The 25,342-nt window shown below is 66.6% G+C and carries 21 protein-coding genes; 10 read left to right on the top strand and 11 right to left on the bottom strand.

The features are described 5' to 3' along the window. Positions 1-52: 52 nt before the first annotated feature. Positions 53-1,543: an L-asparagine permease gene (gene ansP, locus KY49_RS12235; protein WP_042584914.1), complete on the bottom strand. Its 1,491-nt coding sequence runs from the start codon at positions 1,541-1,543 to the stop codon at positions 53-55. A gap of 469 nt (positions 1,544-2,012) precedes the next feature. Between ansP and KY49_RS12230 the strand changes: the two genes are divergently transcribed. The 4 genes from KY49_RS12230 to KY49_RS12215 all read left to right on the top strand — a co-directional run bounded on the left by KY49_RS12230 (position 2,013) and on the right by KY49_RS12215 (position 4,978). Beyond that, positions 2,013-2,819, top strand: a complete 807-nt coding sequence (locus KY49_RS12230; RefSeq protein WP_042584913.1) for a transporter substrate-binding domain-containing protein — start codon at positions 2,013-2,015, stop codon at positions 2,817-2,819. Between the two features lie 89 nt (positions 2,820-2,908). After that, the gene (locus tag KY49_RS12225; RefSeq protein WP_010097592.1) at positions 2,909-3,595 is read left to right on the top strand and encodes an amino acid ABC transporter permease; all 687 of its coding nucleotides are present in this window, start codon (positions 2,909-2,911) and stop codon (positions 3,593-3,595) included. Continuing rightward, entirely contained in the window at positions 3,592-4,242 is a 651-nt protein-coding gene (locus KY49_RS12220) for an amino acid ABC transporter permease (RefSeq protein WP_042584912.1), read from the top strand. The genes KY49_RS12225 and KY49_RS12220 overlap by 4 nt, the downstream gene beginning before the upstream one ends. Next, positions 4,229-4,978, top strand: coding sequence for an amino acid ABC transporter ATP-binding protein (locus KY49_RS12215; RefSeq protein ID WP_042584911.1), 750 nt, complete (start codon positions 4,229-4,231; stop codon positions 4,976-4,978). Before KY49_RS12220 ends, KY49_RS12215 begins: the two co-directional genes overlap by 14 nt. A gap of 241 nt (positions 4,979-5,219) precedes the next feature. Here the strand turns inward: KY49_RS12215 and KY49_RS12210 are convergent, their stop codons facing one another. Further along, on the bottom strand, positions 5,220-5,450 hold the full coding sequence (locus KY49_RS12210; protein WP_010095929.1) for a hypothetical protein: 231 nt from the start codon (positions 5,448-5,450) through the stop codon (positions 5,220-5,222). Positions 5,451-6,080: 630 nt separating this feature from the next. On the opposite strand from KY49_RS12210, the gene KY49_RS12205 reads away from it, so the two are divergent. Further along, complete coding sequence (locus tag KY49_RS12205) at positions 6,081-7,025, top strand: cupin (protein ID WP_042584910.1); 945 nt, start codon at positions 6,081-6,083, stop codon at positions 7,023-7,025. Here KY49_RS12205 and KY49_RS12200 read toward each other — a convergent pair. Then, the gene (locus KY49_RS12200) at positions 7,022-7,987 is read right to left on the bottom strand and encodes a LysR family transcriptional regulator (protein ID WP_042584909.1); all 966 of its coding nucleotides are present in this window, start codon (positions 7,985-7,987) and stop codon (positions 7,022-7,024) included. The genes KY49_RS12205 and KY49_RS12200 overlap by 4 nt on opposite strands. Positions 7,988-8,539: 552 nt before the next feature. Between KY49_RS12200 and KY49_RS35400 the strand changes: the two genes are divergently transcribed. Further along, positions 8,540-9,241, top strand: coding sequence for a formylglycine-generating enzyme family protein (locus KY49_RS35400; RefSeq protein WP_071734288.1), 702 nt, complete (start codon positions 8,540-8,542; stop codon positions 9,239-9,241). A 318-nt stretch (positions 9,242-9,559) separates the two neighbouring features. Here the strand turns inward: KY49_RS35400 and opcM are convergent, their stop codons facing one another. Genes opcM through KY49_RS12180 form a run of 4 tightly spaced genes read right to left on the bottom strand, consistent with a single transcriptional unit; the run spans position 9,560 to position 16,462 of the window. Further along, complete coding sequence (gene opcM, locus KY49_RS12195) at positions 9,560-11,092, bottom strand: multidrug efflux transporter outer membrane subunit OpcM (protein WP_042585003.1); 1,533 nt, start codon at positions 11,090-11,092, stop codon at positions 9,560-9,562. Positions 11,093-11,102: 10 nt separating this feature from the next. Continuing rightward, positions 11,103-14,288, bottom strand: a complete 3,186-nt coding sequence (gene ceoB, locus KY49_RS12190) for a multidrug efflux RND transporter permease subunit CeoB (protein ID WP_042584908.1) — start codon at positions 14,286-14,288, stop codon at positions 11,103-11,105. Positions 14,289-14,334: 46 nt separating this feature from the next. Then, positions 14,335-15,558 (bottom strand): efflux RND transporter periplasmic adaptor subunit, encoded by a 1,224-nt coding sequence (locus KY49_RS12185; protein ID WP_042584907.1) that lies wholly within the window; start codon positions 15,556-15,558, stop codon positions 14,335-14,337. A gap of 40 nt (positions 15,559-15,598) precedes the next feature. Beyond that, a complete protein-coding gene (locus tag KY49_RS12180; RefSeq protein WP_042584906.1) occupies positions 15,599-16,462 on the bottom strand; it encodes an alpha/beta hydrolase in 864 nt (287 codons plus the stop codon). A 169-nt stretch (positions 16,463-16,631) separates the two neighbouring features. Between KY49_RS12180 and ceoR the strand changes: the two genes are divergently transcribed. Together ceoR and KY49_RS12170 are read left to right on the top strand one after the other, a co-directional pair. Then, complete coding sequence (gene ceoR / locus KY49_RS12175; protein ID WP_010090076.1) at positions 16,632-17,636, top strand: putative multidrug efflux transcriptional regulator CeoR; 1,005 nt, start codon at positions 16,632-16,634, stop codon at positions 17,634-17,636. 343 nt (positions 17,637-17,979) lie between these two features. Beyond that, a complete protein-coding gene (locus KY49_RS12170; protein WP_042584905.1) occupies positions 17,980-18,273 on the top strand; it encodes a DUF4148 domain-containing protein in 294 nt (97 codons plus the stop codon). A 178-nt stretch (positions 18,274-18,451) separates the two neighbouring features. Here the strand turns inward: KY49_RS12170 and KY49_RS12165 are convergent, their stop codons facing one another. From KY49_RS12165 to selD, 3 genes are all read right to left on the bottom strand, one after another. Further along, a complete protein-coding gene (locus KY49_RS12165; protein ID WP_042584904.1) occupies positions 18,452-19,519 on the bottom strand; it encodes a purine-nucleoside phosphorylase in 1,068 nt (355 codons plus the stop codon). 191 nt (positions 19,520-19,710) lie between these two features. Next, entirely contained in the window at positions 19,711-20,301 is a 591-nt protein-coding gene (locus KY49_RS12160) for a LysE family translocator (RefSeq protein ID WP_042584903.1), read from the bottom strand. A gap of 67 nt (positions 20,302-20,368) precedes the next feature. Further along, on the bottom strand, positions 20,369-21,433 hold the full coding sequence (gene selD / locus KY49_RS12155; RefSeq protein WP_042585002.1) for a selenide, water dikinase SelD: 1,065 nt from the start codon (positions 21,431-21,433) through the stop codon (positions 20,369-20,371). Positions 21,434-21,552: 119 nt separating this feature from the next. On the opposite strand from selD, the gene KY49_RS12150 reads away from it, so the two are divergent. Continuing rightward, complete coding sequence (locus tag KY49_RS12150) at positions 21,553-22,389, top strand: DMT family transporter (RefSeq protein ID WP_042584902.1); 837 nt, start codon at positions 21,553-21,555, stop codon at positions 22,387-22,389. Positions 22,390-22,410: 21 nt separating this feature from the next. Here KY49_RS12150 and pdxR read toward each other — a convergent pair whose 3' ends face one another. After that, entirely contained in the window at positions 22,411-23,922 is a 1,512-nt protein-coding gene (gene pdxR, locus KY49_RS12145; RefSeq protein ID WP_042584901.1) for a MocR-like pyridoxine biosynthesis transcription factor PdxR, read from the bottom strand. Positions 23,923-24,051: 129 nt separating this feature from the next. On the opposite strand from pdxR, the gene KY49_RS12140 reads away from it, so the two are divergent. Further along, positions 24,052-25,335 (top strand): 4-aminobutyrate--2-oxoglutarate transaminase, encoded by a 1,284-nt coding sequence (locus KY49_RS12140; protein WP_042585001.1) that lies wholly within the window; start codon positions 24,052-24,054, stop codon positions 25,333-25,335. The last annotated feature ends 7 nt before the right edge of the window (positions 25,336-25,342 follow it).

The following is a 25,342-nucleotide window of genomic DNA, read 5'->3' as shown; positions in this document are numbered from 1 at the left end:
CCGCGAGGCGGCCTGCATCGGGCCGGAGGCCGTCCCCCAATTGCGCGTCGGCTTAGTTGTTGCCCTTCTCGAGCACTTGCTGTGTCAGCGTGACCGACGGAATCGTCGGCTTGAGCAACCCACGGCGCGCGCGGCTGCTGAGCCACTTCCAGCCAGCCACGAGCAGCAGTGCAACCAGCGGGATTGATGCGATCGTCCACGTACCGTTCGGGTAGTCGAATGCCATCAGCACCAGCACGCCGAGCAGGAACAGCAGCGTGAGCCACGATGTCACGGGCGCGCCCGGCATCCTGAACGACACGTCGTCCACCTCGCCACGCCTGACCGCGGCGCGGAACTTCATCTGGCACACGACGATGAAGCCCCATGTGCTGATGATGCCAAGCGACGCGATGTTCAGGACGATCTCGAACACACTTGACGGCACGAGATAGTTGAGCAGTACGCCAACCACATAGATCGCGACCGTCACCAGAATGCCCGCATACGGCACGGATTGCGCGCTCATTCGCCCGAGGAACGTGGGGGCCGAGCCGCCCATCGACAGCGAACGCAACACGCGCCCGGTCGAATACAGGCCGGAGTTGAGGCTCGACAGCGCCGCCGTCAGCACCACCAGGTTCATCACCGAGCCGATGCCCGGCACGCCGAGCGCGCCGAAGAACGTGACGAACGGGCTCTGGCCCGCCTTGTACGCACTCCACGGCAGCAGGCAGACCAGCAGAACGACCGACGCGACGTAGAAGATCGCGATGCGCCAGATCACGTTGTTGATCGCGCGCGGCAGCACCTTGCGCGCATCCTTGCATTCGCCGGCGGCCGTGCCGACCAGTTCGACGCCCGCGAACGCGAACACCACGCCCTGCACCAGTACCAGCGCCGGCATCATTCCGTGCGGAAAGAACCCTCCGTTGTCGGTGATCAGATGCATGCCGGTGTCATGGCCGGCGACCTGCACGCCCGTGCCGAGGAGCACGGAGCCGATCGCGAGAAACAACACGATTGCGGCGACCTTGATCAGCGCGAACCAGAACTCCATCTCGGCGAACCACTTCACGCCGATCAGGTTCATCGTCGCGACGATGCAGAGCGCGACGAGCGCGAAAACCCACTGCGGCACGCCTGCGAACGGCGCCCAGTAATGCATGTAGAGCGCGACGGCGGTGATGTCGACGATGCCGGTCATCGCCCAGTTCAGAAAGTACATCCAGCCTGCGACGAACGAAGCCTTCTCGCCGAGGAATTCGCGTGCGTACGACACGAAGCTGCCGCTGCTGGGGCGATGCATCACGAGTTCGCCGAGCGCGCGAAGGATCAGGAACGAGAACGCGCCGCATACCAGATAGACGATCGCGAGCGACGGTCCGGCGGCCTGCAGACGGCCGCCCGCGCCGAGGAACAGACCGGTGCCGATGGCCCCGCCGATCGCGATCATCTGCACCTGTCGATTGCCGAGGGTCTTGTGATAGCCGGCCTCGTGCGATTCGAGCCAGCTGCGTTTGTCGGTTTCGCCCGTTGTCGACGGTTCGGGTAGCGATGCCATGATTGCGTCCTCGTGCTTTGATTTTGATGTGATTGCGTTCATCCCGATCGCGAGACGATCGGAACCACTCGTACCGGAGGACCAGGGCGCGGAATCAGGCGTGCCCGTCCTGCTTGCGATTCGCCGATCGTGGCGAATGGCACGGTATGTCGCGAACGTATTCGGCTGAAATTCCCGTCACAAACGGAATGCAAATTTGGACTGGGCCTGTTCGAATCCGTGCATGGGCGCCTCGGCGACGGATGAACCAGTCAGTTAATATGGTGCGCCGGCGCGCACTGCGAGGGCAACCGCTGCCGCCGGTGCCGGCGCATGCACCGAAATGAGGAATGCGGTTCGCCGGAATTTCCGCCTCGGGCCCGTGCGGCAAGCGTTTCACGGCGATGGCCCGGTTTTTGCTGGAGTTGTGTCGGCAGCGCAATAGTTTCGCACTGCCAGACGACGACATATCAGACAAGGAAGATTCACCGTGAGCCCGACGACCCGACCGTTTCCCCGACGCACCTGGCTGGCTGCGTTGATCGCCGCACCCGTGATGGCGCTGTTCGCCGCCGCGCCGGCCCATGCCGATGCGCTCGATACCATCGCGAAAAACGGCGCGCTGCGCGTCGCGGTGCCCGAGGACTATCCGCCTTTCGGCTCGGTCGGCACGGACATGCAGCCGCAGGGCTATGACATCGACATGGCCGGCGTGCTCGCCAAGGCGCTCGGCGTCAAGCTGAAGCTGGTGCCCGTGAACAGCGCCAACCGAATTCCGTACCTGACGACCAACAAGGTCGACATGGTGATCTCGTCGCTCGGCAAGACCCCGGAGCGCGAGAAGGTCATCGACTTCTCGACCGCGTACGCGCCGTATTTCCAGGGCGTGTTCGGGCCGGCGGACGTGAAGGTGAGCACACCCGACGACCTGACCGGCAAGACGGTCGGCGCCACGCGCGGCGCGCTGGAAGAGATCGCGCTGTCGCAGCTTGCGCCGAACGCGACGATCAAGCGCTTCGAGGACAACAACGCGACGATCCAGGCGTTCCTGTCGGGGCAAGTGCAACTGATCGCCGCCGGCAACATCGTCGCGGCGGCGATTCTCGCGAAGAATCCGCCGCGTCGGCCCGAGGTCAAGTTTGTTATCAAGAATTCGCCATGCTTCGTCGGCGTCAACAAGAACGAACCGCGCCTGCTCGCGAAGATCGACGATGCGATCGCGCATGCGAAGCAGGACGGCACGCTGGGCGCGATGTCGAGGAAGTGGCTTGGCCAGCCGCTGCCGGCCGGCCTGTGACGGATCGCCGTGTCGCCTGATACATCGCGGCGGCCGGCACCGCCGGCGCGGCGGGTGTCATTGTCCGAACCCGAATTTACTCAATCGTCATGAGCTATCAGCTTCAATTCGGCGAGCTTGCCGAATACGCCGGCGTGTTCGCGAGCGGCGCGACGATCACGCTCGCGCTGACCGCGGTTGCAACCGTGCTCGGCGTGGCGATCGGCGTGCTCGGCGCGGCCGCGTACAGCGCCGACGCGCCCGTGGCCATGCGGCTGCGCCCGCTGATCGGCGCGTACGTCGAGGCGATCCGCAATACGCCGTTCGTCGTCCAGCTGTTCTTCATCTTCTTCGGATTGCCCGCGCTCGGCGTGCACATCGACGAATACACGGCCGCGATTCTCGCGATGACGCTCAATCTCGGCGCGTACTCGGTCGAGATCGTGCGCGCGGGCGTCGCCGCCGTCCCGAACGGGCATCTGGAGGCGGCATCCGCGCTTGCGATGTCGCGCGCGCAGATGCTGCGCCACGTCGTGCTGCCGCAGGCACTCGCCAAGGTGTTTCCCGCGCTCTCGAGCCAGATCGTGATCACGATGCTCGGTTCGGCGGTGGTGTCGCAGATCTCGGTGGCCGACCTGACCTATGCGGCGGGCTACATCCAGTCGCGCAACTTCCGCGCATTCGAGACGTATTTCGTCATCACGCTCGCGTATCTGGCGATGGCGCTGCTGCTGCGTGGCGCGCTCGGCACGATGGGGCGCCGGCTGTTCTCCCGCCGCGTGCGAGGTGCGCGATGACCGATTTCACGTTCGGGCAGATTCTCGCGAACCTGCTGCTGGCCGCGCGCTGGACGATCGTGCTGTCGATCGTGTCGTTCGTGTCCGGCGGCCTCGTCGGCCTCGGGCTGCTCGTGATGCGCGTGTCGGGTTCGACGGTGCTGCGCGGCAGCGCGAAGCTGTACATCGAGGTTTTCCAGGGCACCCCGTTGCTGATGCAACTGTTCATCGTGTTCTTCGGCCTGCCGCTCGTCGGGCTCGACGTTCCGCCGTGGGTCGCGGCCACGGCAGGGCTCACGTTCTTCACCAGTGCGTATCTCGCCGAAATCTGGCGCGGCTGCGTCGAAGCGGTGCCGAAAGGGCAGTGGGAGGCGTCAGCGAGCCTGGCCATGAGCTATATCGAGCAGTTGCGTCACGTGATCCTCCCGCAGGCCGCGCGCATCGCGATCGCGCCGACGGTCGGCTTCGGCGTGCAGGCCGTGAAGGATACGGCGCTGGTGTCGATCATCGGCTTCACCGAGCTGACGAAGGTCGGCATCGCGATCTCGAACGCGACGTTCCGGCCGTTCGTCGTGTACGGGCTCGTCGCGCTGATCTATTTCGCGCTCTGTTATCCGCTTACCCGTTATGCTCGCACGTTGCAAAGGAGATGGCATGCCGCTCGTTGAAACCCGTGGTCTCGAAAAGAACTTCGGCACCCATCATGTGCTCAAGGGGATCGATTTCTCCGTCGAGCGCGGGCAGGTCGTCTCGATCATCGGCCGCAGCGGCTCGGGCAAGAGCACGTTGCTGCGCACGCTCAACGGGCTCGAGAGCATCGACGCGGGCACGATCTCGATCGACGGCGAGCGCGTCGATGCGCGGCACGCGGACCTGCGTGCGCTGCGGCTCAAGGTCGGGATGGTGTTCCAGCAGTACAACCTGTTTCCGCACCTGAGCGCCGGACAGAACGTGATGCTCGCGCAGTCGGTCGTGAAGAAGGCGCATCGCCAGCAGGCGCGCGCGATCGCGGAATTGATGCTCGAGCGCGTCGGCCTCGGCGACAAGTTCGACGCGTTTCCGGAACAGTTGTCGGGCGGCCAGCAGCAGCGCGTCGCGATCGCGCGGGCGCTCGCGATGAAGCCGAGCGTGCTGCTGTGCGACGAGATCACGTCCGCGCTCGATCCCGAGCTCGTCGGCGAAGTACTGGGCGTCGTCGAGCAACTCGCGCGCGAGGACATGACGCTGATCATGGTCACGCACGAGATGAACTTCGCGCGTGCTGTCAGCGACACGATCGTGTTCATGCACCAGGGCAGGGTGTGGGAGACCGGGACGGCCGAAGATATCTTCGAGCGGCCGCAGACGGTGGAGTTGACGCGGTTTCTGGGCAGCATCCGGAACACGGAAGCCGTTGCGCGCTAATTAACACCGCTGTCCGGCCAGTGGGCACGGGTTGGCAGGTGAGACGGTTGGCGGGGTGCGGTTTGAGCGACCTGCCCCCGGTTTTAGTCCGAACTGCAGTTAGAGTCCGAGGTTAAAAACTGCTCCTTCTCATCGTGCGCCTGGGCGAACTGCGCAGGCGTCAGATAAAGAGAAGACGCGCGACCCGAACCGGTCACGCGTGCAAAGGCAGACGGGTATGAATAATCGCCGAAGCAAAACGTTACGATCCACCGCCGGCCAGAACCTGCTCGACGGCCATCGAGCGTGCCGCTTCTTCGGCCTCTTCAGGGGTGTCGAACACGCTGTCCGACACGTGGACCTGATGCCATTCGGGTTTGTCGGAAGCGTCGCGGAAAATGCGGAAGCGCGCGCAATAGCCGCGCGGCGTGACCGGGACCACGTCGATTTCGACGGATGCGCCTTCGATCTGATGTCTGACGAAGCCGTCCATGCTGCCCTCCTGACGCCAGCGTTGAACGCAGAAATCCTAGCATGACGGGTTCGATGCGGCGGGTGCATTGCAGCATGCGGGAGTCACCTTCAGCGCCTTCCAGGACGACGCCGGACTGCGCAACACGTGCCGTCGGCACGGCACCGCCTGAATTATTCGGTCGACTCGTCCTCGCCGACGGCTCTTCGCGTCGCGCAACGTGGCGTCGGCGAGACGCCCCAGTGGCACGTTCCGCGTGCTGCTGCAACCGAGACAGTGCGTCCCTCGCCCAACGCGGGGGTGGTGAATGGCCGCGGCCAGGCAGGCACGACCGGCTCTTGTCGACCCTGAACGGGTCGATCAGCTTCCGCAACTCAACGTCCGCTGTCGTCCCACCTTCGGCCCTTGACACCATATCGGTGAACGCAGCCTCGTAACCGATTCCTCGGACAAGTAAAGGACATAAAGGCCGGTCCGGGAATCCGCCATGCCTGGAACAGGCAGGGTGTACCTTTTGCGCAATGGTGATTTCGATGTTCGGTACTTCTGGCGCCAGTTCCCCGCAAATACAGTGAGGTCAGCCTTCGGATGCGGCGCTTTCCTCCAGAGCGGGCCCGCACGAAGCTTCCTTGACATTCGAAAGGAACAATCATGCTGACCAGGACATCACCCACACTTGCCACCAACCCCGAGGTGGCGACCGAAGACGCGCAATACTTCGAATACACTTCATCCGCCAATCCGATCGGCGCGAAACTTATCTCGCGCGTGCCGTTTCGCGATTTTCCGCCTTCGCTCTACTCCGACGGCCCGACTCGGGTCGTGCCGCTCGACCTGTCCGCCGAGCTCGGGTGTTCCAGTCCCGCGACCGGCCCGGGCTTGAGCGCCAACTTCCTGCGCATTGAGGCTGGCGAAGCCTTGAAGTTCGATCCGATCGCGACCTCGCAGGTCTGCTACGTGATCAGCGGAACGGGCCGGGTGGAACAAGGCGCAACGCGCTTTCCGTTCGCGCAGGGCGACTTCTTTACGCTTCCCGGCGGTATCTCTGCTGTGCTCCGTGCGGATGCGACCGCCACACTGTATTACGTCAACGATGCGCCATTGCTGAGCTACCTCGGTGCAACCCAGGTACAGGCGCGCTTTTCGCCCACACGCTATCCGGCAGCAGAGGCGCAGGCGGCGTTGCGCGAAGTCGCGGAACAAAGCAACGCAGGCCGCCGCAACCGCATCAGTGTACTGTTGGGCAACGCCAACTTTCCCCAGACGCGCACGGTGACGCACGTGCTGTGGGCAATGTTCGGCATTGTGCCGCCGCGTTCGGTGCAGAAACCGCATCGGCACCAGTCGATTGCGCTCGACTTCATCGCCGGCGGCGGGCCGGGCGTCTACACGTTAGTCGGAACCGAACTCGACGCAGAGGGCAATATCGTGAATCCCACTCGCGTCGATTGGGAAGCAGGCATGGCGTTCGTGACGCCGCCGGGATACTGGCACGCGCATTTCAATGAAACCGATGACAACGCGTATGTGATTCCGATCCAGGATGCGGGCTTGCAGACATATCTCCGCACGCTGGACATCCGCTTCGCCCGTTAAGGAGCGCGCTCCGACTCGAGTCCGTCGTCCCAGTACGGCGGCTCGCCGAACGCTTCGGCGTAGAAGTCCACGAAGGCGCGCACTTTGGACGAAACGATTTTTTTGGGCGGGTACGCCGCCCAGACTGCGGGTTCAGCTCGTCCGATGCGCGCCTCCCATTCTGGCAGCACCTGCTGCAACTTTCCCGCGCGCAAGTCCGCGGACGCCAGCCAGGTCGGCAGAAGCGCCAAACCGCAACCGGCCACCGCGAGTGCGAGCACGGCTTCCTGGTCATCTGCGCGCAATCGGCCTTTCAGTTCGACCATCACCGGCTCAGGCACTTTCTGCGCCGACCGCAAATCTGCGCGGCGACGTGTGAATGACCATTTGTCGTCGGGCATCAGCGACAAACGAAGCGTATCGTGGGCTGGCAGATCGTCGGGGGTACGTGGAGTGCCGCTACGCCCGAAATACGCGGGGCTGCCACACACGATACGGCGATGTGGCGCGAGGCGCTTCGCCATCAGTGACGAATCTGGCATCACGCCGGTACGAATGGCGACATCGACGCCCGCGTCGATCATGTTGAGCGTTTCGTCCGTCGAGACGATGTCGAGGTCGATGTCGGGATAACACGCCATGAAGGCTGGCAGATGCGGCACGACGTGCAGCCGTCCGAATGCAGGCGGTATCGTCACGCGGAGCAGGCCTTTCGGCGAGCGATTCAGCGATGATGTCGCTTCCCGCGCTTCGTCGAGTGCTTGCAACGCAAAAACTGCGCGTTCGCGAAAGAGTCGGCCGCCCTCTGTCAAGACGAGTCCGCGCGTCGACCGGTTGAACAGGGCTATGCCTAGATCTTTTTCCAGTTCGCTTATGTAGCGTGAGACGGTCGATGTCTTGACGGCCAGGTCACTGGCCGTCTTGCTGAAACTCTCCAGTTCAGCTGCGCGGACGAAGGCCCGTACTGCCGCGAAGTAATCCATGGGATTCCTGGGGCAAATCTGTTGATGTGGCGGTCTCGAACTTAGCACAGTCCATTATCTCAGCACGGCTGACGCACAGACTTGCCGTTGGCAAGGACGCGCATGTCCTGTACGCGGCCCCGAGCTTGAGGCCCGCGCGATGGGCGTGACATAGCTGCCGGCCACGAATGGCGCTTCTTGGAGCTATGTGATCACTCCCTTATGTCGAGCTGAATGACCGCAATCAGGACTAAAGCGAAGCCGTGGTCCAGAATTGCGACAGACCGCTTATGGTCGATCGCGGCCTGCCGCCGCCCCGCAACGCGCAACTGGCGCGGATCGACCCACTTCGACCCGTCGCCCCAGCTCGACGACAATGACGGCTTCCAACATACAACAGTCGCTCGCGCGACGTCAGCTTCGTCCGGCTATCGAACGCGCGCGCTTTTGATCCAACGCATCCTTCGTTTGGGCGCACCTCGCTACCCACTCGTGCTGCTTCCGATAACGCGAGGTAAGCCCTGTGAGATACTGCATTGGAGGCCTTTGCCGCTGTAAGCAGCTTCTATTGTCATGGAGAAAATGGAACATCTGTCTGAAACACTCGATATACAAACGATACGCGTTCCCGCAGGAACGATTGCATTGAGGGACGACAGAATTGGCCGTAGATGGTCTGTCGACCTACCGCACTTTTTGATCGGCCGCTATCCCGTCACTCAGGCGCAATATGCTGCGGTAACCGGACAATGGCCATCGTCAAATGTCGCCGCGCAATGTCCAGTAGTCAACGTATCCTGGATTGATGCCGCCCGGTTCTGCAACATGCTTTCAAAGGCGGCCGGCCTTCTCGACTGTTATGAATTTCATGGCGATGGAACGGGGGCTTCTCTTGTCCCGGAAGGTAACGGCTATCGCCTGCCCACCGAAGCTGAATGGGAGTACGCTTGCCGCGCCGGAACAAATGGTCCGAGATACGGCAAACTCGGCGATATAGCCTGGTATAGAGAAAACTCGGGGGGGCACACGCATGAGGTGGGTCAAAAGCAAGCAAATGACTGGGGGCTTTTCGACACGCTAGGAAACGTTTGGGAGTGGTGCGACGACCTATACGACCCGGAAGTCTATGGTTCGTATCGCGTGTTTCGTGGCGGTGGTTGGGCTGATGCCGAACGAGGCTGCCTTGCTACGAATCGACGTCGTAGTCATCCGACATTTGCAATCGATGATCTTGGCTTTCGGGTTGCCCGATCGCTTGACGCTCGTGATGGGTAATCGCGAGCACGTCCGGCTTTGTCGACCAGCAATGTTGGACGAATCTGGGGCTTGCCCGACAGCGGGCTGTTGAAGTACGTCAAGTAGCGACGCGACCGAGGGAACATCCGTTATCCAAGACGCAACGGACATTCGAACGTCCGCCTGAGCGCGCGGTTGAACGACCGAAAGTGGCCGTACGCCGACAATCGGCCCCGTGTTCCCCGATAATCCTCGACGACCCGATAAAAAACCCCGATCCGCGTCACCACGAATCGGGGTTCTTCGCTACACACCTGCCCCGGCGGCCCATCCCGAGCCGCCACGCGTGCCGCCCGCTCAACGCGCCGCAACATCCTCCTTGCGCGCCGCATCACCCACCGCCGCCGGCGCATCACCCCAGCCACCGCCGAGCGCGCGAATCAGGTTCACGGTCGACACCGCCTGCGTGCCCGTCAGCGCATTCGCCTGCAACTGCGACACGAGGACCGAGCGCTCGCTGTCGATCACGTCGAGATAGCTGACCTCGCCTTCCTGGTACTGCGTGCGCGACAGCTTCGCCGCGCGCCGCGACGCGTTGACGGCCGCATCCTGCGCGCGGATCTGGTCGTCGAGCAGCCGCAAATCGGCCAGGTTGTCCTCGACCTCGCGGAACGCGACGAGCACCTGCTGCCGGTAGTTCGCGACCTGCTCGTCGTACTGCGCGCGCGCCTGCTGCACGCCCGCCGCGCGCCGTCCGCCGTCGAACAGCGGCAGCGTCAGCGCGGTGCCCGCGAACGGCCCGAGCAGGAACGTGCGGCTCGACCACATGAACAGGCTGCCGAGCGTCGACGCCTCATAGCCGAACGCCCCCGTGATGTCGAGCTTCGGGAAGTACGCGGACTTCGCGAGGCCGATGCGCGCGTTCGCCGCCGCCATCGCACGCTCGGCCGCCGAGACGTCGGGGCGACGCTCGAGCAGCGCCGACGGCAGGCCGGCCGGGATCTTCACGCCGACCGGCACGAGCGGCGTCTCCTTGAACGCGAAGTCCGCGGGCGCCTTGCCGAGCAGGATCGCGAGCGCATGCTCGGACGCCGCGCGACGGCGCGCGACGCCGACCGCATCGGCCTGCGCGGTCGCCAGCTCGTTCTTCGCGCGCGACACGTCGAGCTCGCTGATGTCGCCTTCGTTGAAGCGGCGCTGCACGAGCTTCAGCGCCTGATCGCGCAGCTCGACCGTGCGGCGGTACAGGTCCTGGTCGGAATCGAGCCGGCGCAGCTCGAAGTAGTTCTGCGCGACGTCCGCCTGCAGCGCGAGCTGCACCGAGCGGAACAGCGCCTCGCTCTGCGCCTGATCCGCGCGCGACGCCTCGACGTTGCGACCGACGCGGCCGAACAGGTCCGCTTCATACGACACCGTGCTTTGCGCGCGCCACAGCGTCGAGGTGGTCGGGCCGCTGCCTTGCGGCAGGGATTGCGACGCCGACGACAGCCCCTGCCGCGTCGGCCCGAAGCCGACGCCGACCTGCGGGAACCACTGCGAGCGCGCCGCGCGGGTCGCCGCGCGCGCTTCCTCGACGCGCGCCGCCGCGGCCTTCAGGTTCTGGTTCGCGGCCAGTGCCTGCGCCTCGAGCGCATCGAGCACCGGATCGCCGAACACCTTCCACCATTCGCCGCGATGCGCGGCGTCCGACGGCTCGGCGGTTTTCCACGTGCCGGCCTGCTCGCCCGGCGCGAGCGTCGGCGCTTCCTTGAACGCGGCGGGCGTTGCAGCATCCGGCCGCTTGTAGTCGGGCCCGACCGCGCACGCGGCGAGCAGCGACACGAGCAGGCCGCTCGCCGCCGCGAGCCTCGCCACGCGCATCAAACCGGATTGAGTCTTCGAGTTGTCCATTTTGTAGTCCTCAAGCATCGGGCGCAGGCACGCCATAGCCGGCCGAGTCCTTGCCGGCGACGTGGATCTTGCCGCCCGCGAGCGTGCGCAGCACGACGTAGAACACCGGCGTCAGCATCAGGCCGAACAGCGTCACGCCCAGCATCCCGAAGAACACCGCGACGCCCATCGCGTGACGCATCTCCGCGCCCGCGCCGGTCGACGTGACGAGCGGCACGACGCCCATGATGAACGCGATCGACGTCATCAGGATCGGCCGCAGCCGCAGCCGGCTCGCCTCGATCGCCGCCTCCAGCGGCGTCCTGCCGTCGTGCTCCAGCTCGCGCGCGAACTCGACGATCAGGATCGCGTTCTTCGCCGACAGCCCGACCAGCACCATCAGGCCGATCTGCGTGAAGATGTTGTTGTCGCCCTGCGTGAGCCACACGCCGGTGAGCGCCGACAGGATGCTCATCGGCACGATCAGGATCACCGCGAGCGGCAGCGTCAGGCTTTCATACAGCGCGGCGAGCACGAGGAACACGAGCAGCACGCTGATCGGGAACACCCAGATCGCCGAATCGCCCGCGAGGATCTGCTGGTACGTGAGGTCGGTCCACTCGAAGCGCACGCCGCGCGGCAGCGTTTCGTGCGCGATCCGCTCGATCGCCGCCTGCGCCTGCCCCGACGAGAAGCCCGGCGCCGGGCCGCCGTTGATGTCGGCCGCCGTGTAGCCGTTGTAGCGCACCACCATCTCGGGGCCGAACGTCGGCGTCACGTTGACGAGCGACGACAGCGGAACCATCTCGCCCGCGGCGTTGCGCGTCTTCAGTTGCAGGATGTCGTCCGCGCGCTGGCGGAACGGCGCATCCGCCTGCACGCGCACCTGGTACACGCGGCCGAAGCGGTTGAAGTCGTTCACGTACAGCGAGCCGAGGTACACCTGCATCGTGTTGAACACGTCGGTGACCGACACGCCGAGCTGCTTCGCCTTCACGCGGTCGAGATCAACGTTGAGCTGCGGCACGTTGATCTGGTAGCTCGTGAACAGCGGCCCCAGCTCCGGCGCCTGCTGCGCGCGCTTGATGAAGTCGTTGGTCGCATCGGCGAGCTTCGCGTAGCCGACCGCGCCGCGGTCCTCGATCTGCAGCTTGAAGCCGCCGAGCGTGCCGAGGCCGAGCACCGGCGGCGGCGGGAACACCGCGACGAACGAATCCTTGATCGCGCCGTACTGCTGGTTCAGCGCGCCCGCGATCGCGCCGGCCGACAGCGCCTTGCCGTGCCGCTCCGAGAACGGCTTCAGCGTGACGAACACGATGCCCGCGCTGGAGCTGTTGGTGAAGCCGTTCACCGACAGGCCCGGGAACGCGACCGCGCTCTCGACGCCCGGCTGCTTCAGCGCGATCGAGCCCATGTCGCGGATCACCTTCTCGGTGCGGTCGAGCGACGCGCCGTTCGGCAGCTGCGCGAACGCGATCAGGTATTCCTTGTCCTGCGCGGGCACGAAGCCGCCCGGCACGATCTTCGACACCATCACGGTCGCGCCGACCAGCGCCACGTACACGCCTAGCATCACCGCCTTTCTCGACAGCACGCCGCGCACGCCCCGCCCGTAGTTCTCCGCGCCGCGATGGAACACCTTGTTGAAGCGCTTGAAGAAGCCGCCGAGCACGCGGTTCATCACGCGCGTCAGCCAGTCCTCCTTGTCGCCGTGGCCCTTCAGCAGGATCGCGGACAGCGCCGGCGACAGCGTCAGCGAGTTGAACGCCGAGATCACCGTCGAGATCGCGATCGTCATCGCGAACTGCTTGTAGAACTGGCCGGTCAGGCCCGACATGAACGCGAGCGGCACGAACACGGCGACGAGCGTCAGCGCGATCGCGATGATCGGCCCGCTCACCTCCTGCATCGCCTTGTAGGTCGCCTGCCGCGCGCTCATCCCGCTCTCGATGTTGCGCTCGACGTTCTCGACGACGACGATCGCGTCGTCGACGACGATCCCGATCGCGAGCACCATCCCGAACAAGGACAATGCATTGATCGAATACCCGAAGCCGAGCAGCAGCGAGAACGTGCCGATGATCGACACCGGCACCGCGATCAGCGGAATGATCGACGCGCGCCAGGTCTGCAGGAACACGATCACGACGATCACGACCAGCGCGATCGCCTCGAGCAGCGTGTGCACGACGGCCTTGATCGACGAACGCACGAACTGCGTCGGGTCATAGACGATCTTGTAGTCGACGCCCGCCGGCATGTCCTGCTTCAGCTCGGCCATCGTCTTGCGCACCTCGTCCGAGATCTGCAGCGAGTTCGCGCCCGGCGACTGGTTGATCGCCATCGCGACGGCCGGCTTGTTGTCGAGCAGCGAGCGCAGCCCGTACTCGGACGCGTCGAGTTCGATGCGCGCGATGTCGCGCAGGTGCGTGACGCCGCCGTCCGGCGTCGTCTTCACGACGATGTCGCCGAACTCCTCCTCCGTCTGCAGGCGGCCGCGCGCGTTCACCGACAGCTGCAGCGGCGTGCCCGGCAGCGACGGCGACGCGCCGATCACGCCGGCCGCGACCTGCACGTTCTGCTCGCGGATCGCCTGCACGACGTCCTCCGCGGCGAGGCCGCGCTGCGCGACCTTCTGCGGATCGAGCCACACGCGCATCGCATAGTCGCCCGAACCCCACAGCTGCACCTGGCCGACGCCCTGGATCCGCGACAGGCGGTCCTTCACGTTGATCAGCGCGTAGTTGCGCAGGTAGGTCATGTCGTAGCGGTTGTCCGGCGAGATCAGGTGCACGACCATCGTCAGCGTCGGCGAGCTCTTCACCGTCGTGATGCCGAGCCGCTGCACGTCCTCCGGCAGGCGCGGCAGCGCCTGGTTCACGCGGTTCTGCACGAGCTGCGTGGCCTTGTCCGGATCGGTGCCGAGCTTGAACGTGACGGTGATCGTCATGTTGCCGTCGCTGTTTGCCTGCGACTGCATGTACAGCATGTCCTCGACGCCGTTGATCTGCTCCTCGAGCGGCGACGCGACCGTCTCGGCGATCACCTTCGGGTTCGCACCCGGATACTGCGCCTTGACGATGACCGACGGCGGCACGACTTCCGGGTATTCCGAAATCGGCAGCAGGAACATCGCGATCACCCCGGCAAGCAGGATGACCACAGATAGGACTCCTGCAAAGATCGGCCGGTCGATAAAGAATTTGGATATGTTCATGGCTGGCTCTGTCTGGTTCGACGCGAATGCGCGGCGGGTGCGCCCCTTACGAATTCGCCTTGGCCGGCGCGGCGGGCTTCGCGTTGTCGGCGAGCGGCGCGGACGGCGCCGACGGTGCATCTGCGCCCGTCATCGGCACCATGTGCGGCTTGACCTGCTCGCCCGGCCGCACGCGCTGCGTGCCGTTCACGATCACGCGGTCGCCGGCGGCGATGCCGCTGACGATCACGCGCCGGTTGCCGTGCTGCATCCCCGGCTGCACTTCGCGGTACGACACGCGGCCCTGCTGGTCGACGACGAACACGAACTTCTTGTCCTGGTCGGTGTTGATCGCCGCGTCGTCGACGAGCAGCGCCTGGTGCGGCGCGCTGCCGCCGACCTTCACGCGCGCGTAGAGGCCCGGGACGAGCGAGCCGTCCGCGTTGTCGAAGCGCGCGCGCACGCGGATCGTGCCGGACGACGTGTCGAGCCGGTTGTCCACCGAGTCGATCACGCCGCTCCTCGAATAGCCGGCTTCGTTCGCGAGGCCGAGCTCGACCGGCACCTTGCGGCCGTCGCGCGCGCCGCCGATGTATTGCAGGTAGGTTTGCTCGTCCGCGTCGAACGACGCGTAGATCGGCGACACCGACACGAGCGTCGTCAGCGGCGCGGCCGACGCGCCCGCCGACACGACGTTGCCGAGCGTGATCTCCGCGCGCGACACGCGGCCCGCCACCGGCGCGGTGATCCGCGTATAGCCGAGGTTGATGCGCGCGGTCTCGAGCGCGGCCTCGGCGGCCTTCAGGTTCGCGCTCGCCTCGCGCGCCGCGTTCTGCTTCTCGTCGTAGTCGCGCTTCGCGATCGCGTTGTCGCCGATCAGCCGCTGCGCGCGCTGCCAGTCGCTCTGCGCGTAGCCGTTGCGCGCCTGCGCGGCCGCGAGCTGCGCGCCCGCGCGGTCGACTTCGGCCTGGTACGGGCGCGGATCGATCACGAACAGCACGTCGCCTTTCTTCACGAGCGCGCCGTCCTTGAAATTGACCGAGACGATCGTGCCCGGCACCTGCGGGCGCACGTCGACCTTCTCGACGGCTTCGAGGCGGCCCGAATAGGCCTGCCAGTCCGTCACGGTCTGCGGCACGATGGTCGCGACGTCGACTTCCGGCAGCGGCGCCGCCGGCTTCTCCGGCGCGCTCGCGCTGACGCGGATCGCGCCGAACGTGCCCAGGCCGACGACGGCGAGCGTCGCGACCGCGGCTGCGATCCGGGAACGAGGGGTGCGTAGGATGGCCATGTAGATCTCCAGTGAACGTGGATTGGATTGGTTATTCGGTTCAATTCGCGGTTCGGTTCGGCTGCCGCGCCTGGAAGCGGCACTGGAAGAAGCGCACGGCTTCCTCGAAGGCGAGCTCGTGCGTCGCAAGCGCCGCGTGCGTGATATCCGGATAGCGGATCACCTGCGTGAGCACGCCGGATTCGATCAGGCAGCCCGCATACTTTTCCGCCTCGACGTGCAGCACGTCGTTCTGCGCGGTGACGATCAGCGTCGGCGGCAGGCCCGCGAGGCGCACCGATTCGAGCGGCGCCGCGTACGGGTGCATCCGCTGCGCCGCCTGCGGCAGGTACGCGCGATAGCACGCCGCGCATTCGCGCGCGGTGATGTCGGACGCGAGGCGCTCGGCGTCGCCGATGCGCGTCATGCTCGGGTCGAGCATCGGGCCGAACAGCGCCTGCGCGGCGATCGGCACCTCGCCGCGGTCGCGCGCGATGAACGCGAGGCAGTTCGCGAGCTGGCCGCCCGCGTCGTGGCCGGCGACGCCGATCTTCTTCGGATTGCCGCCGAACGCGCGGGCGCGGGTCGCGGCCCAGATCACCGCGCGATACGCGTCCTCCGGCGCAGCCGGAAACGGATGGGCCGGCGCGAGCGAATAATCGACGGAGACGACGAGCGCCGGTAAGCGTTCTGCTAAAAAGCGCGCGGCGAAATCGGCATCGTCGAGCGTGCCGCGCACGAACCCGCCGCCGTGGAAATAAAGCACTACCGGCAGTCCGGTCTTGTCCGGGCGACGGTACAAGCGCAGCGCGATGTCCTGCGCGTAGCCGGGAATTTCGACCTCGGTGACCGTCAGAGCCGCGCCGGCGCAGGGTTCCACCGGCAGCGCGGCTTTCAGGAATTTGCTGAATTCAGAGGCGTCCATGAGGAAACGGCATCCATTTCAAGATGGAACGCATTCTGGGTCCGGCAGACATCCGGATAAATGCCTATAATCCGGCAACACAATTCAACGACTCCGAACAATCACGGGCTGCGTTTGCTTTCGAGGCAACGCAGCCTCTTTGTTCGGCCCGTCAAATGCGGAGGTTGCGATGGACCGGCTTCAGGCCATGCAGGTGTTTACACGCGTCGTCGACACGAGCAGCTTCACCAAGGCGGCGGAGACGCTCGGCCTGCCGCGGGCGTCCGTCACGACCATCATCCAGAATCTGGAGGCATTCCTCGGCGTGCGGCTGATGCATCGCACCACCCGCCGGCTGTCGCTGACGCCCGACGGCGCCGCGTACTACGAACGCTGCGTGCGGATTCTCGCGGACGTCGAGGAAACCGAGGCGAGCTTCCAGAACAACAACCGCAAGCCGCACGGAAAGTTGCGTATCGACATGCCGGGCTCGATCGGGCGGCTGCTCGTGATTCCTTCGCTGTGTGAATTCCATTCGCGCTATCCGGACATCGACCTGCAACTGGGCCTGTCGGACCGCCCGGTCGACCTGCTGCAGGAAGGCGTCGACTGCGTGATCCGGGTCGGCGCGCTGCAGGACTCGTCGCTCGTCGCGCGCCGCATCGGCCTGTTCGAATGCACGTCGGTCGCGTCGCCCGCCTATCTCGAGAAGTACGGCGAGCCGCAGTCGATCGAGGACCTGAGCCAGCACAAGGCCGTCAACTACTTCTCGAGCCGCACGGGCCGCGTGATCGACTGGACGTTCCTGATCGACGGCAAGGAAGTCGAGATCAAGATGGACAGCGTCGTGTCGGTGAATGACGCGGACGCCTACGTGACGTGCGGGCTCGAAGGCTTCGGGCTGGTGCAGCCGCCGCTGTTCATGGTATTGCCGCACCTGCGCGAGGGCCGGCTCAAGGAAGTCCTGCCCGGCATCAAGCCGCTGCCGATGCCGATCTCGGTCGTCTATCCGCACAGCCGCCACCTGTCGCCGAAGGTGCGCGTGTTCGTCGACTGGATCGCCGAAGTGTTCGACCGCTGCCCGCTCCTGAGCGGCAAGGGCAGCCTCGACGCGACGTGCAGCAAGCGCACGTTCGAGGAAGCGGAACGCGCGCCGGCGCTCGACACGCCGGTGCTCAACGAGTGGGTCGCATAAGGGGCGCATCAGGCCGCGCGACGCGCTGAGACGCCCGGAAGCGACTGACGACGGCGCATCGCAGCATGCGCCGTTTCTCCATGATTCGCAGAAGACCATTGCGCCGATAGCACCAATCGAATTGCGCGGCGCACGCGGCGCCCCCGAAACGGCATGTGCGTTGTCCTGCTTGGCCCCGCGCTGCAAGGCGTCGAGCGAAATCCCTATCGAGGGTGCGGTTTCCGATTGTTCCATTGAGGCGACAATTCAATTCACCGCAACGCCATTTATCGACGGCGCTCGCGCTCTTAGAGTAGATCCTGTCGCGCAGCAGCATTCGCATCGAATCGACAGGAGTCCCATCATGAAACGCCGCGGTCTGCTCTCCACCCTTGCCCTCGCACTCGTCGTGTCCGCGCCGGCCTTCGCCGACACCGACACGGGCCACGCAGGCGATTACGGCAATACGTCGCTGTACGCACAAAGCAACGGCCCGCGCACCCGCGCCGAAGTCCGCGCGGAACTCGAACAGGCGCAGCGCGACGGGACCGTCGCGTACATCCGCAAGGCCACGTCATACGCGCAAGGGCTCGACCTCGTGCCGCGCCCGTATCGTCCGACGCCGGAAGGCAACCAGCTCGCAGGCGCGGGCCGGTAAACGCGCGACGCCGCGCGTCGGGTCGCCCCGCGCGCGGCGTCATGAATCACATCAATCGGTTACTTGCAGGAGTTGCGCATCATGAACGATCAATTGCCCTCGCCGCTCGATCACTGGAACAGCGATACGCCGGTCTGGACGCCGTTCCGCCCGCAATCGCACTGACGCAAACAGTGCGTCAACGGCGCGGCACGCCGTCGCGCCATTCGCCCCAGTGCGACACGATGTCCTGCACGAGCGGATTGCCCGCGCGGTACAGGTTCTCGGTCGCCGGAACGAAGCCGCCCTGGTCCGCGTAGTTCAGCAGGTTGTCGACGCTCGTCTGCCCCGCATACGGGCGGTCGAAATCGGAGCCGGTGCGCAGCACCGCGACGCGCGACAGGTCCACCCGCTTCACGCTCGCCGCGCGCTTCAGCGCCTCGAACGTCGCGTTGTCTTCCTGCGCGGTCATGCAGTACGTGCCCTTGCCGTCCGTCAGGATCTTGGTCCATTGCCGCGCGCGCTCGCCGAGCAGCGTGCCCGAGAACCACGTATTGCCCGACGACGTGTCGCAGCGGATCACCGACGGCGGCTGGTTCGCGGGCGCGTAGCTGAATTTCGCGCGCGCGGCCTGCGCTTGCGTGCTGTCGGCGAGCACGACGTTGCGCGACAGCGCGTAGGCGGCGTCGGCCAGTTGCGGATTGAGCTGGAACACCTCGCTGCGGTAGTCGAGCGGCGGCTTGTCGCTCGGGCTCTTCGTGTTGATGCCGAGATAGCCGGAGTTCCAGCCGGCGGGAATTTCGCGCGCGTCGAGCTCCCACTGCAGGCCGAAATCGACGAGGTACTTCGCCCACGCGGCGGAGCCCACCGTCCCTTGCGCGGGATCGACGCCCGCGATGCCGGAGATCAGGAAATACGTGCGGCGCAGATCGAAGCGCTGCGAGAACGTCAGCGCCATGATCGACGCCGCGGCGTTCGCATAGCCCATGCCGGTCGTCATCACGCATACGTCCTGCTTGTTGCAGTGGACCGCCGGGTAATCGGGCGACAGGCCCGGCACCGTTACGTCGCGCCACGGGCCGAGGCGGTCGAGCCAGGCCTGGCCTTCCGGCGCGAACATCGTGACGATCATGACCTTGACCGGGCGGCCCTGTGCACCGGTGTCGGCAAACGACTGGTCCGCATTGTTGCCCTGCGCGATCGACGGCGCGGTCGCGCAGGCGGCGAGCGAGAAGGCGGCGGCGGAAAGAATGGAGCGAGTCAGCATCGGCGTCCTTTGTGTCTTTGTACGAGTGATGTTGAGTGTGAACGACTCTCGGAGACTGCGCGACGGAGTATAGAACGGTCCGTGTCCGATGCGGAACCCGATTGCGATGCGCGATGGCGGGCCGAACACCCGCCGACGCAGCGCGACCGGTTCCGCGAGAACGTGAGGAATGCTATCGAGACGAGTGTCGGCTACAACCGAGCGAGCCCCGCAACCCCGTACCCGAGCACGACGAGCGCCGCGACGACGTGGCTAGCGGCGAGCAGCGCGGGCGACTTGACGAGGCGGCCGATCGCGCTGCCGCCGAACGCGAACACGAGCTGGCCGGTGAGGCTGCCCGCGAACACGCACGCCGCGCCGAGCAGCCAGTGACGATGCGCGGCGGCGGCAGCCGTCGCGTAGCCGTAGAACAGCAGGATCGTGAGCGGGTTCGCGAGCGTGACGAAGAACATCGACGTGAACGGGCGGCTGCCGGGCGCAGGCGCGTCGCCGTCGAGCGTGCGGCGGCGATCCCGCAGCGCCTGCCACATCATCCGCGCGCCCATCGCGAGCAGCACGAGCGCGCCCGCCAGACGGAACAGCGACAGGTGCGACGCGAGCGTGCTCGCGAGCAGCGCGCCGATCGTGAAGGCGACGACCGCATAGCAGCCGTCGGCCGTCGCGACGCCGGCCGCCGCGCGCACGCCGCTCGCGGTGCCGGCGCGCATCCCGTAGTTCGCGATCATCAGCGCCACGGGGCCGACCGACAGCGCGATCATCAGCCCGAACAGGAAGTCGTTCATTGGGAATCGACGTCTTCGATGGAAAACGCCGATTCTAGCGGCCGCAAAAATGTCCGGGGAAAGTACGTCAGGCGACGTCGACGCGGGCCGGCCCGTCCGTCATCTCGCCGATCACCGCCGCGCGATCGAAACCGTCCGCGCGGAAGCAGGCGAGCACGTCGTCGACCGCATCGGGCGAGCATGCGACGAGCAGGCCGCCCGACGTCTGCGGATCGGTCAGCAGCGCCTGCGCGACCGGCGGCAGCGCGTCGCCGAGCCGCACGTCCGCGCCGTAGGCCGTCCAGTTGCGGCCCGACGCGCCGGTGAACACGCCGGCCGCCGCGAACGCCTCGACGCCCGCGAGCCACGGCAGCGCCGCGTAGTTCACGCGCGCCGTGAGCCCCGCGCCGCGCGCGAGCTCGAGCGTGTGGCCGAGCAGGCCGAAGCCGGTCACGTCGGTCAGCGCGTGCACGCCCGGCAGCGCGGCCAGCTCGGCGCCCGGCCGGTTCAGCTTGGTCGTGGTCGCGATCATCTGCGCGTAGCCGGCGTCGTCGAGCTGGTTCTTCTTCAGCGCGGCGGACAGCACGCCGACGCCGAGCGGCTTGCCGAGCACCAGCACGTCGCCCGCGCGCGCGGCCGCATTGCGCTTCACGCGCGACGGATGCACGACGCCGATCGCCGCCAGCCCGTAGATCGGCTCGACCGAGTCGATCGAATGGCCGCCCGCGACCGGAATCCCGGCGTCCGCGCAGACGGACTCGCCGCCGCGCAGCACCGCCGCGATCGTCTCGTGCGGCAGCACGTTGATCGGCATGCCGACCAGCGCGAGCGCGAGCAGCGGCTTGCCGCCCATCGCGTAGACGTCGGACAGCGCATTGGTCGCCGCGATCCGCCCGAAATCGAACGGATCGTCGACGATCGGCATGAAGAAATCGGTGGTCGCGACGATCGCCTGCTCGTCGTTCAGGCGATAGACCGCGGCATCGTCGGAGGTTTCGGTGCCGACGAGCAGGTCCGGAAACAGGGCGGGCGGCGCCGCGCGCTTCAGCAGCTCGGACAGCACGCCAGGCGCGATCTTGCAGCCGCAGCCGCCTCCATGAGACAGGCTCGTGAGGCGCGGAACGGCGGGCGGGGTCTGGGTGGCTTCGGTCATCGTCGGCATCAGGTGAATAACAACGTTCTATTATCGACAATTCCTCGCCGGCGTGCCCGCCGCCCACATAATGACGGCGCCGTCCGCATCCGCCCCCCTCGACCGCCTGACCGTCTGTCATGGACCACCTCTTCATCGCCCTCGTGCTGTGCTCCGCGCTGCTGCACGCCGTCTGGAACGCGTTCCTGCACGTCAGCGAAGACCGGCTCGCGCAGCTCGGCACGATGTCGCTGCCGTATCTCGCGTTCGGCATCGCGGGCGCGTGGCTGCTGCCGGCGCCGGAGCGCGCCGCATGGCCCTATGTCGCGGCGTCCGCCGCACTCGAGGTCGCGTACTGCTTCACGCTCGCGCGCGCATACCGCAGCGGCGAGTTCGGGCAGATCTATCCGATCGCGCGCGGCCTGTCGCCGCTGCTCGTGTCGGTGCTCGCGTTCGCCGCGCTGCACGAGCGGCCGACGCCGTTCGGCTTCGCCGGCATCGTGCTCGTGTCGTTCGGCATCATGTCGCTCGCGCTGCGGCGCGGGTTCAGGTTCTCCGGGGAAAGCGTGCCCTATGCGCTGCTGACGGGCGTGTTCATCGCCGCGTATTCGATCTGCGACGGCATCGGCGCGCGCGTCGCGGGCAGCGCGCTCGGCTACGTCGCGTGGGTGTACCTGCTGTGGAGCGTGCCGCAGATCCTGCTGGTGTGCGCGGTGCGCGGCGGCCCGCGCAGCGTGTTCGGGTCGCGCGACGCGGTGCGGCAGGGCGTCGTGGCCGGCACGATCTCGCTCGTCGCATACGGGATCGTCGTGCTCGCGTACCGGCACCTGCCGGTCGCGACCGTGTCGGCGCTGCGCGAGACGAGCTCGATCTTCGCGGTCGCGATCGGCTGGTTCGCGATGCGCGAGCGGCCCGGCGCGCAGCGGCTCGTCGCGTGCGCGCTGGTCGTCGCGGGGGCGGCGCTGATCCGGCTGTGATCGCACGCGAGCGCGCCGCCGTCACGCGGCCGCGACCGCCGTCCGCCCGAACGCCCGCTCGTCGATCGCCTCCGCCAGCGTCGCGAACGCCGGCGCGATCTCTTCCTCCGGCACGCACGCGTAGCCGAGCAGCAGCCCCGACGCCGCGCGCGCCGGGTCCGCGTAATACCCGGACAGCGGCCGCACGACGATGTTGCGCGCGAGCGCGGCCTGCGCGACCGCGCGATCGTCGACGCCGTCCGGCAGCCGCGTCACCAGGTGCAGCCCGGCGTCACCGCCAGCCGCCTGCAGCGTATCGCCGTAGCGGCGCGCGACCGCGTCGAGCAGCATCTCGCGGCGCTGCCCGTACAGCGTGCGCATCTTGCGGATGTGCGACACGAAGTGCCCTTCCGCGATGAACTCCGCGAGCACCGCCTGCTGCAGCAGCTGCCCTTCCCGGTACAGCTCCGCGCTCGCCGTCGCGAAGCTTTCCGCGAGCGGCTCCGGCGCGACGAGGTAGCCGACCCGCAGCCCCGGAAACAGCGTCTTGCCGAAACTGCCGACGTAGATCACCTGCCCCGCCGTATCGAGCCCCTGCAGCGACGCGAGCGGCCGGCTGCCGTAGCGGAATTCGCTGTCGTAGTCGTCCTCGATGATCCAGCAGTGGTGCTGGCGCGCATATTCGAGCAGCATCCGGCGCCGCGCGAGGCTCATCACCATCCCGAGCGGATACTGGTGCGACGGCGTGACGAGCATCAGCTTCGGCGGCTCGGCGAGATCGGCGGCCGACGGCGCGATGCCTTCGTCGTCGACCGGAATCGGCCGCGTCGTGAGCCCCGACACGTTGAGCACGCTGCGCACGCCCCAGTAGCACGGGTCTTCGGTCCAGATCGCGTCGCCCGGATCGGTCAGGAGCCGCACCGCGAGATCGATCGACTGATGGATGCCGGTCGTGATCACGATCTGCTCCGGCGCGCAGCGCACCGAGCGCGACGTGCGCAGATAGTCGGCCAGCGCCTCGCGCAGCAGCGCGAGCCCGCCGCCCGGCGCGTAGGTCAGCAAATCGGGGCGCAGGCGCCGCCAGTACTTGTTGTGCAGGCGCGTCCACACGCGCGCCGGAAATCGCGACACATCGGGCACGCCCGGCATGAACGCGCCGCCCTGCCGCTTCGACACGCCCGCGCCCTCGACGAGCCGCGCGCCGCGCGCGGACAGCGGCCGCGCGGCGGCCCGCGGGGCCGGCGTCAGGCCCGCGGCGTCCGCCGGCACGCCGACGAGCTCGTCCGGCGCGCTGTCGGCGACGAACGTGCCGCGGCCGGTCGCCGAACTTACATAGCCTTCGAGCGCGAGCTGCTCGTACACCTGGGTGACCGTGTTGCGCGCGATCCCGAGTTCGGCCGCCAGCAGCCGCGACGACGGCACGCGCGTGCCGGCCGGCAGCTCCCGCGACAGGATCGCCTGCTGCAGCAGCCGGTGCAGCTGCCGGTAGATCGGCTGCGCACCGCCGCGCACGAGACGCTGCGCCAGCCAGTCCGACAACACGCTTGCCCGCATGATTGGCTCCTAACTATTTATTGAAATGGCTCTGATTGTCAGAGCCAAATCTGATTATAGTCGCCGTCATGGGCTGCCGGAGCGCGCCCGATCCCTTCCCACCGGATACGAAACATCAAGGAGATGACCGTGAAGAATGCCGACCTGCAGGCCCGCAAGAACGCCGCCACCCCGCGCGGCGTCGGCGTGATGTGCGATTTCTATGCAGCCCGCGCCGAGAACGCGGAACTGTGGGACGTCGAAGGCCGCCGCTTCATCGATTTCGCCGCCGGCATCGCGGTGCTGAACACGGGCCACCGCCATCCGAAGATCGTCAAGGCGATCGCCGACCAGTTGAACAGCTTCACGCACACCGCGTACCAGATCGTCCCGTACGCGTCGTACGTCGAGCTGGCCGAGAAGATCAACGCGCGCGCGCCGGGCGACTTTACGAAGAAGACCGCGTTCTTCACGACCGGCGCCGAAGCCGTCGAGAACGCGATCAAGATCGCGCGCGCGGCGACCGGCCGTCCGGGCGTCATCGCGTTCTCGGGCGGCTTCCACGGCCGCACGATGATGGGCATGGCGCTGACCGGCAAGGTCGCGCCGTACAAGCTGAACTTCGGCCCGTTCCCGGGCGACGTGTTCCACGCGCCGTACCCGACCGCGCTGCACGGCGTGACGACCGCCGATTCGATCAAGGCGATCGAGATGCTGTTCAAGGCCGACATCGATCCGAAGCGCGTCGCCGCGATCATCTTCGAGCCGGTGCAGGGCGAAGGCGGCTTCAACCCGGCGCCTGCGGAATTCGTGCGCGCGCTGCGCAAGATCTGCAACGAGCACGGCATCCTGCTGATCGCCGACGAAGTGCAGACGGGCTTCGCGCGCACCGGCAAGCTGTTCGCGATGCAACACTACGACGTGCAGGCCGACCTGATCACGATGGCGAAGAGCCTCGCGGGCGGCATGCCGCTGTCGGGCGTCGTCGGCCGTGCGGACGTGATGGACGCCGCTGCCCCCGGCGGCCTCGGCGGCACCTACGCGGGCAACCCGCTCGCGGTCGCGTCGGCGCACGCGGTGCTCGAGATCATCGATGAAGAGAAGCTGTGCGAGCGCGCGACGCAGCTCGGCGACGTGCTGAAGGCGAAGCTGAACGCGCTGCAGGCCGACGTGCCGCAGATCGCCGACGTGCGCGGCCCGGGCGCGATGATCGCGGTCGAGTTCATGAAGCCGGGTTCGGGCGAGCCCGATGCGGAATTCACGAAGCGCGTGCAGGCGCGCGCGCTCGAGCGCGGCCTGCTGCTGCTCGTGTGCGGCGTGTACTCGAACGTCGTGCGCTTCCTGTTCCCGCTGACGATTCCGCAAACCGTGTTCGACGAAGCGCTCGTGATCCTCGAGGACGTGCTGAAGGAAACGGTCGGCGTGCCGGCCTGAGGTCCAG

The sequence above is a fragment of the Burkholderia sp. MSHR3999 genome (assembly GCF_000833595.1).
Taxonomy (GTDB): Bacteria; Pseudomonadota; Gammaproteobacteria; order Burkholderiales; family Burkholderiaceae; genus Burkholderia; species Burkholderia ubonensis.
Note: the sequence above shows the minus strand (reverse complement) of the source record. Positions and strands in the feature narration are given on the sequence as shown.

Bases quoted from the DNA above. Each gene is read 5' to 3' on its own strand.
- KY49_RS12215 (WP_042584911.1), top strand. From the start codon at position 4,229: ATGCCGCTCGTTGAAACCCGTGGTCTCGAAAAGAACTTCGGCACCCAT.
- KY49_RS12225 (WP_010097592.1), top strand. From the start codon at position 2,909: ATGAGCTATCAGCTTCAATTCGGCGAGCTTGCCGAATACGCCGGCGTG.
- ansP (WP_042584914.1), bottom strand. From the start codon at position 1,543: ATGGCATCGCTACCCGAACCGTCGACAACGGGCGAAACCGACAAACGC.
- KY49_RS12205 (WP_042584910.1), top strand. From the start codon at position 6,081: ATGCTGACCAGGACATCACCCACACTTGCCACCAACCCCGAGGTGGCG.
- KY49_RS12200 (WP_042584909.1), bottom strand. From the start codon at position 7,987: ATGGATTACTTCGCGGCAGTACGGGCCTTCGTCCGCGCAGCTGAACTG.
- KY49_RS12150 (WP_042584902.1), top strand. From the start codon at position 21,553: ATGGACCACCTCTTCATCGCCCTCGTGCTGTGCTCCGCGCTGCTGCAC.
- KY49_RS12185 (WP_042584907.1), bottom strand. From the start codon at position 15,558: ATGGCCATCCTACGCACCCCTCGTTCCCGGATCGCAGCCGCGGTCGCG.
- KY49_RS12220 (WP_042584912.1), top strand. From the start codon at position 3,592: ATGACCGATTTCACGTTCGGGCAGATTCTCGCGAACCTGCTGCTGGCC.
- KY49_RS12160 (WP_042584903.1), bottom strand. From the start codon at position 20,301: ATGAACGACTTCCTGTTCGGGCTGATGATCGCGCTGTCGGTCGGCCCC.
- KY49_RS12210 (WP_010095929.1), bottom strand. From the start codon at position 5,450: ATGGACGGCTTCGTCAGACATCAGATCGAAGGCGCATCCGTCGAAATC.
- ceoB (WP_042584908.1), bottom strand. From the start codon at position 14,288: ATGAACATATCCAAATTCTTTATCGACCGGCCGATCTTTGCAGGAGTC.
- pdxR (WP_042584901.1), bottom strand. From the start codon at position 23,922: ATGCGGGCAAGCGTGTTGTCGGACTGGCTGGCGCAGCGTCTCGTGCGC.
- opcM (WP_042585003.1), bottom strand. From the start codon at position 11,092: ATGGACAACTCGAAGACTCAATCCGGTTTGATGCGCGTGGCGAGGCTC.
- KY49_RS35400 (WP_071734288.1), top strand. From the start codon at position 8,540: ATGGAGAAAATGGAACATCTGTCTGAAACACTCGATATACAAACGATA.
- KY49_RS12170 (WP_042584905.1), top strand. From the start codon at position 17,980: ATGAAACGCCGCGGTCTGCTCTCCACCCTTGCCCTCGCACTCGTCGTG.
- KY49_RS12180 (WP_042584906.1), bottom strand. From the start codon at position 16,462: ATGGACGCCTCTGAATTCAGCAAATTCCTGAAAGCCGCGCTGCCGGTG.
- selD (WP_042585002.1), bottom strand. From the start codon at position 21,433: ATGACCGAAGCCACCCAGACCCCGCCCGCCGTTCCGCGCCTCACGAGC.
- KY49_RS12165 (WP_042584904.1), bottom strand. From the start codon at position 19,519: ATGCTGACTCGCTCCATTCTTTCCGCCGCCGCCTTCTCGCTCGCCGCC.
- ceoR (WP_010090076.1), top strand. From the start codon at position 16,632: ATGGACCGGCTTCAGGCCATGCAGGTGTTTACACGCGTCGTCGACACG.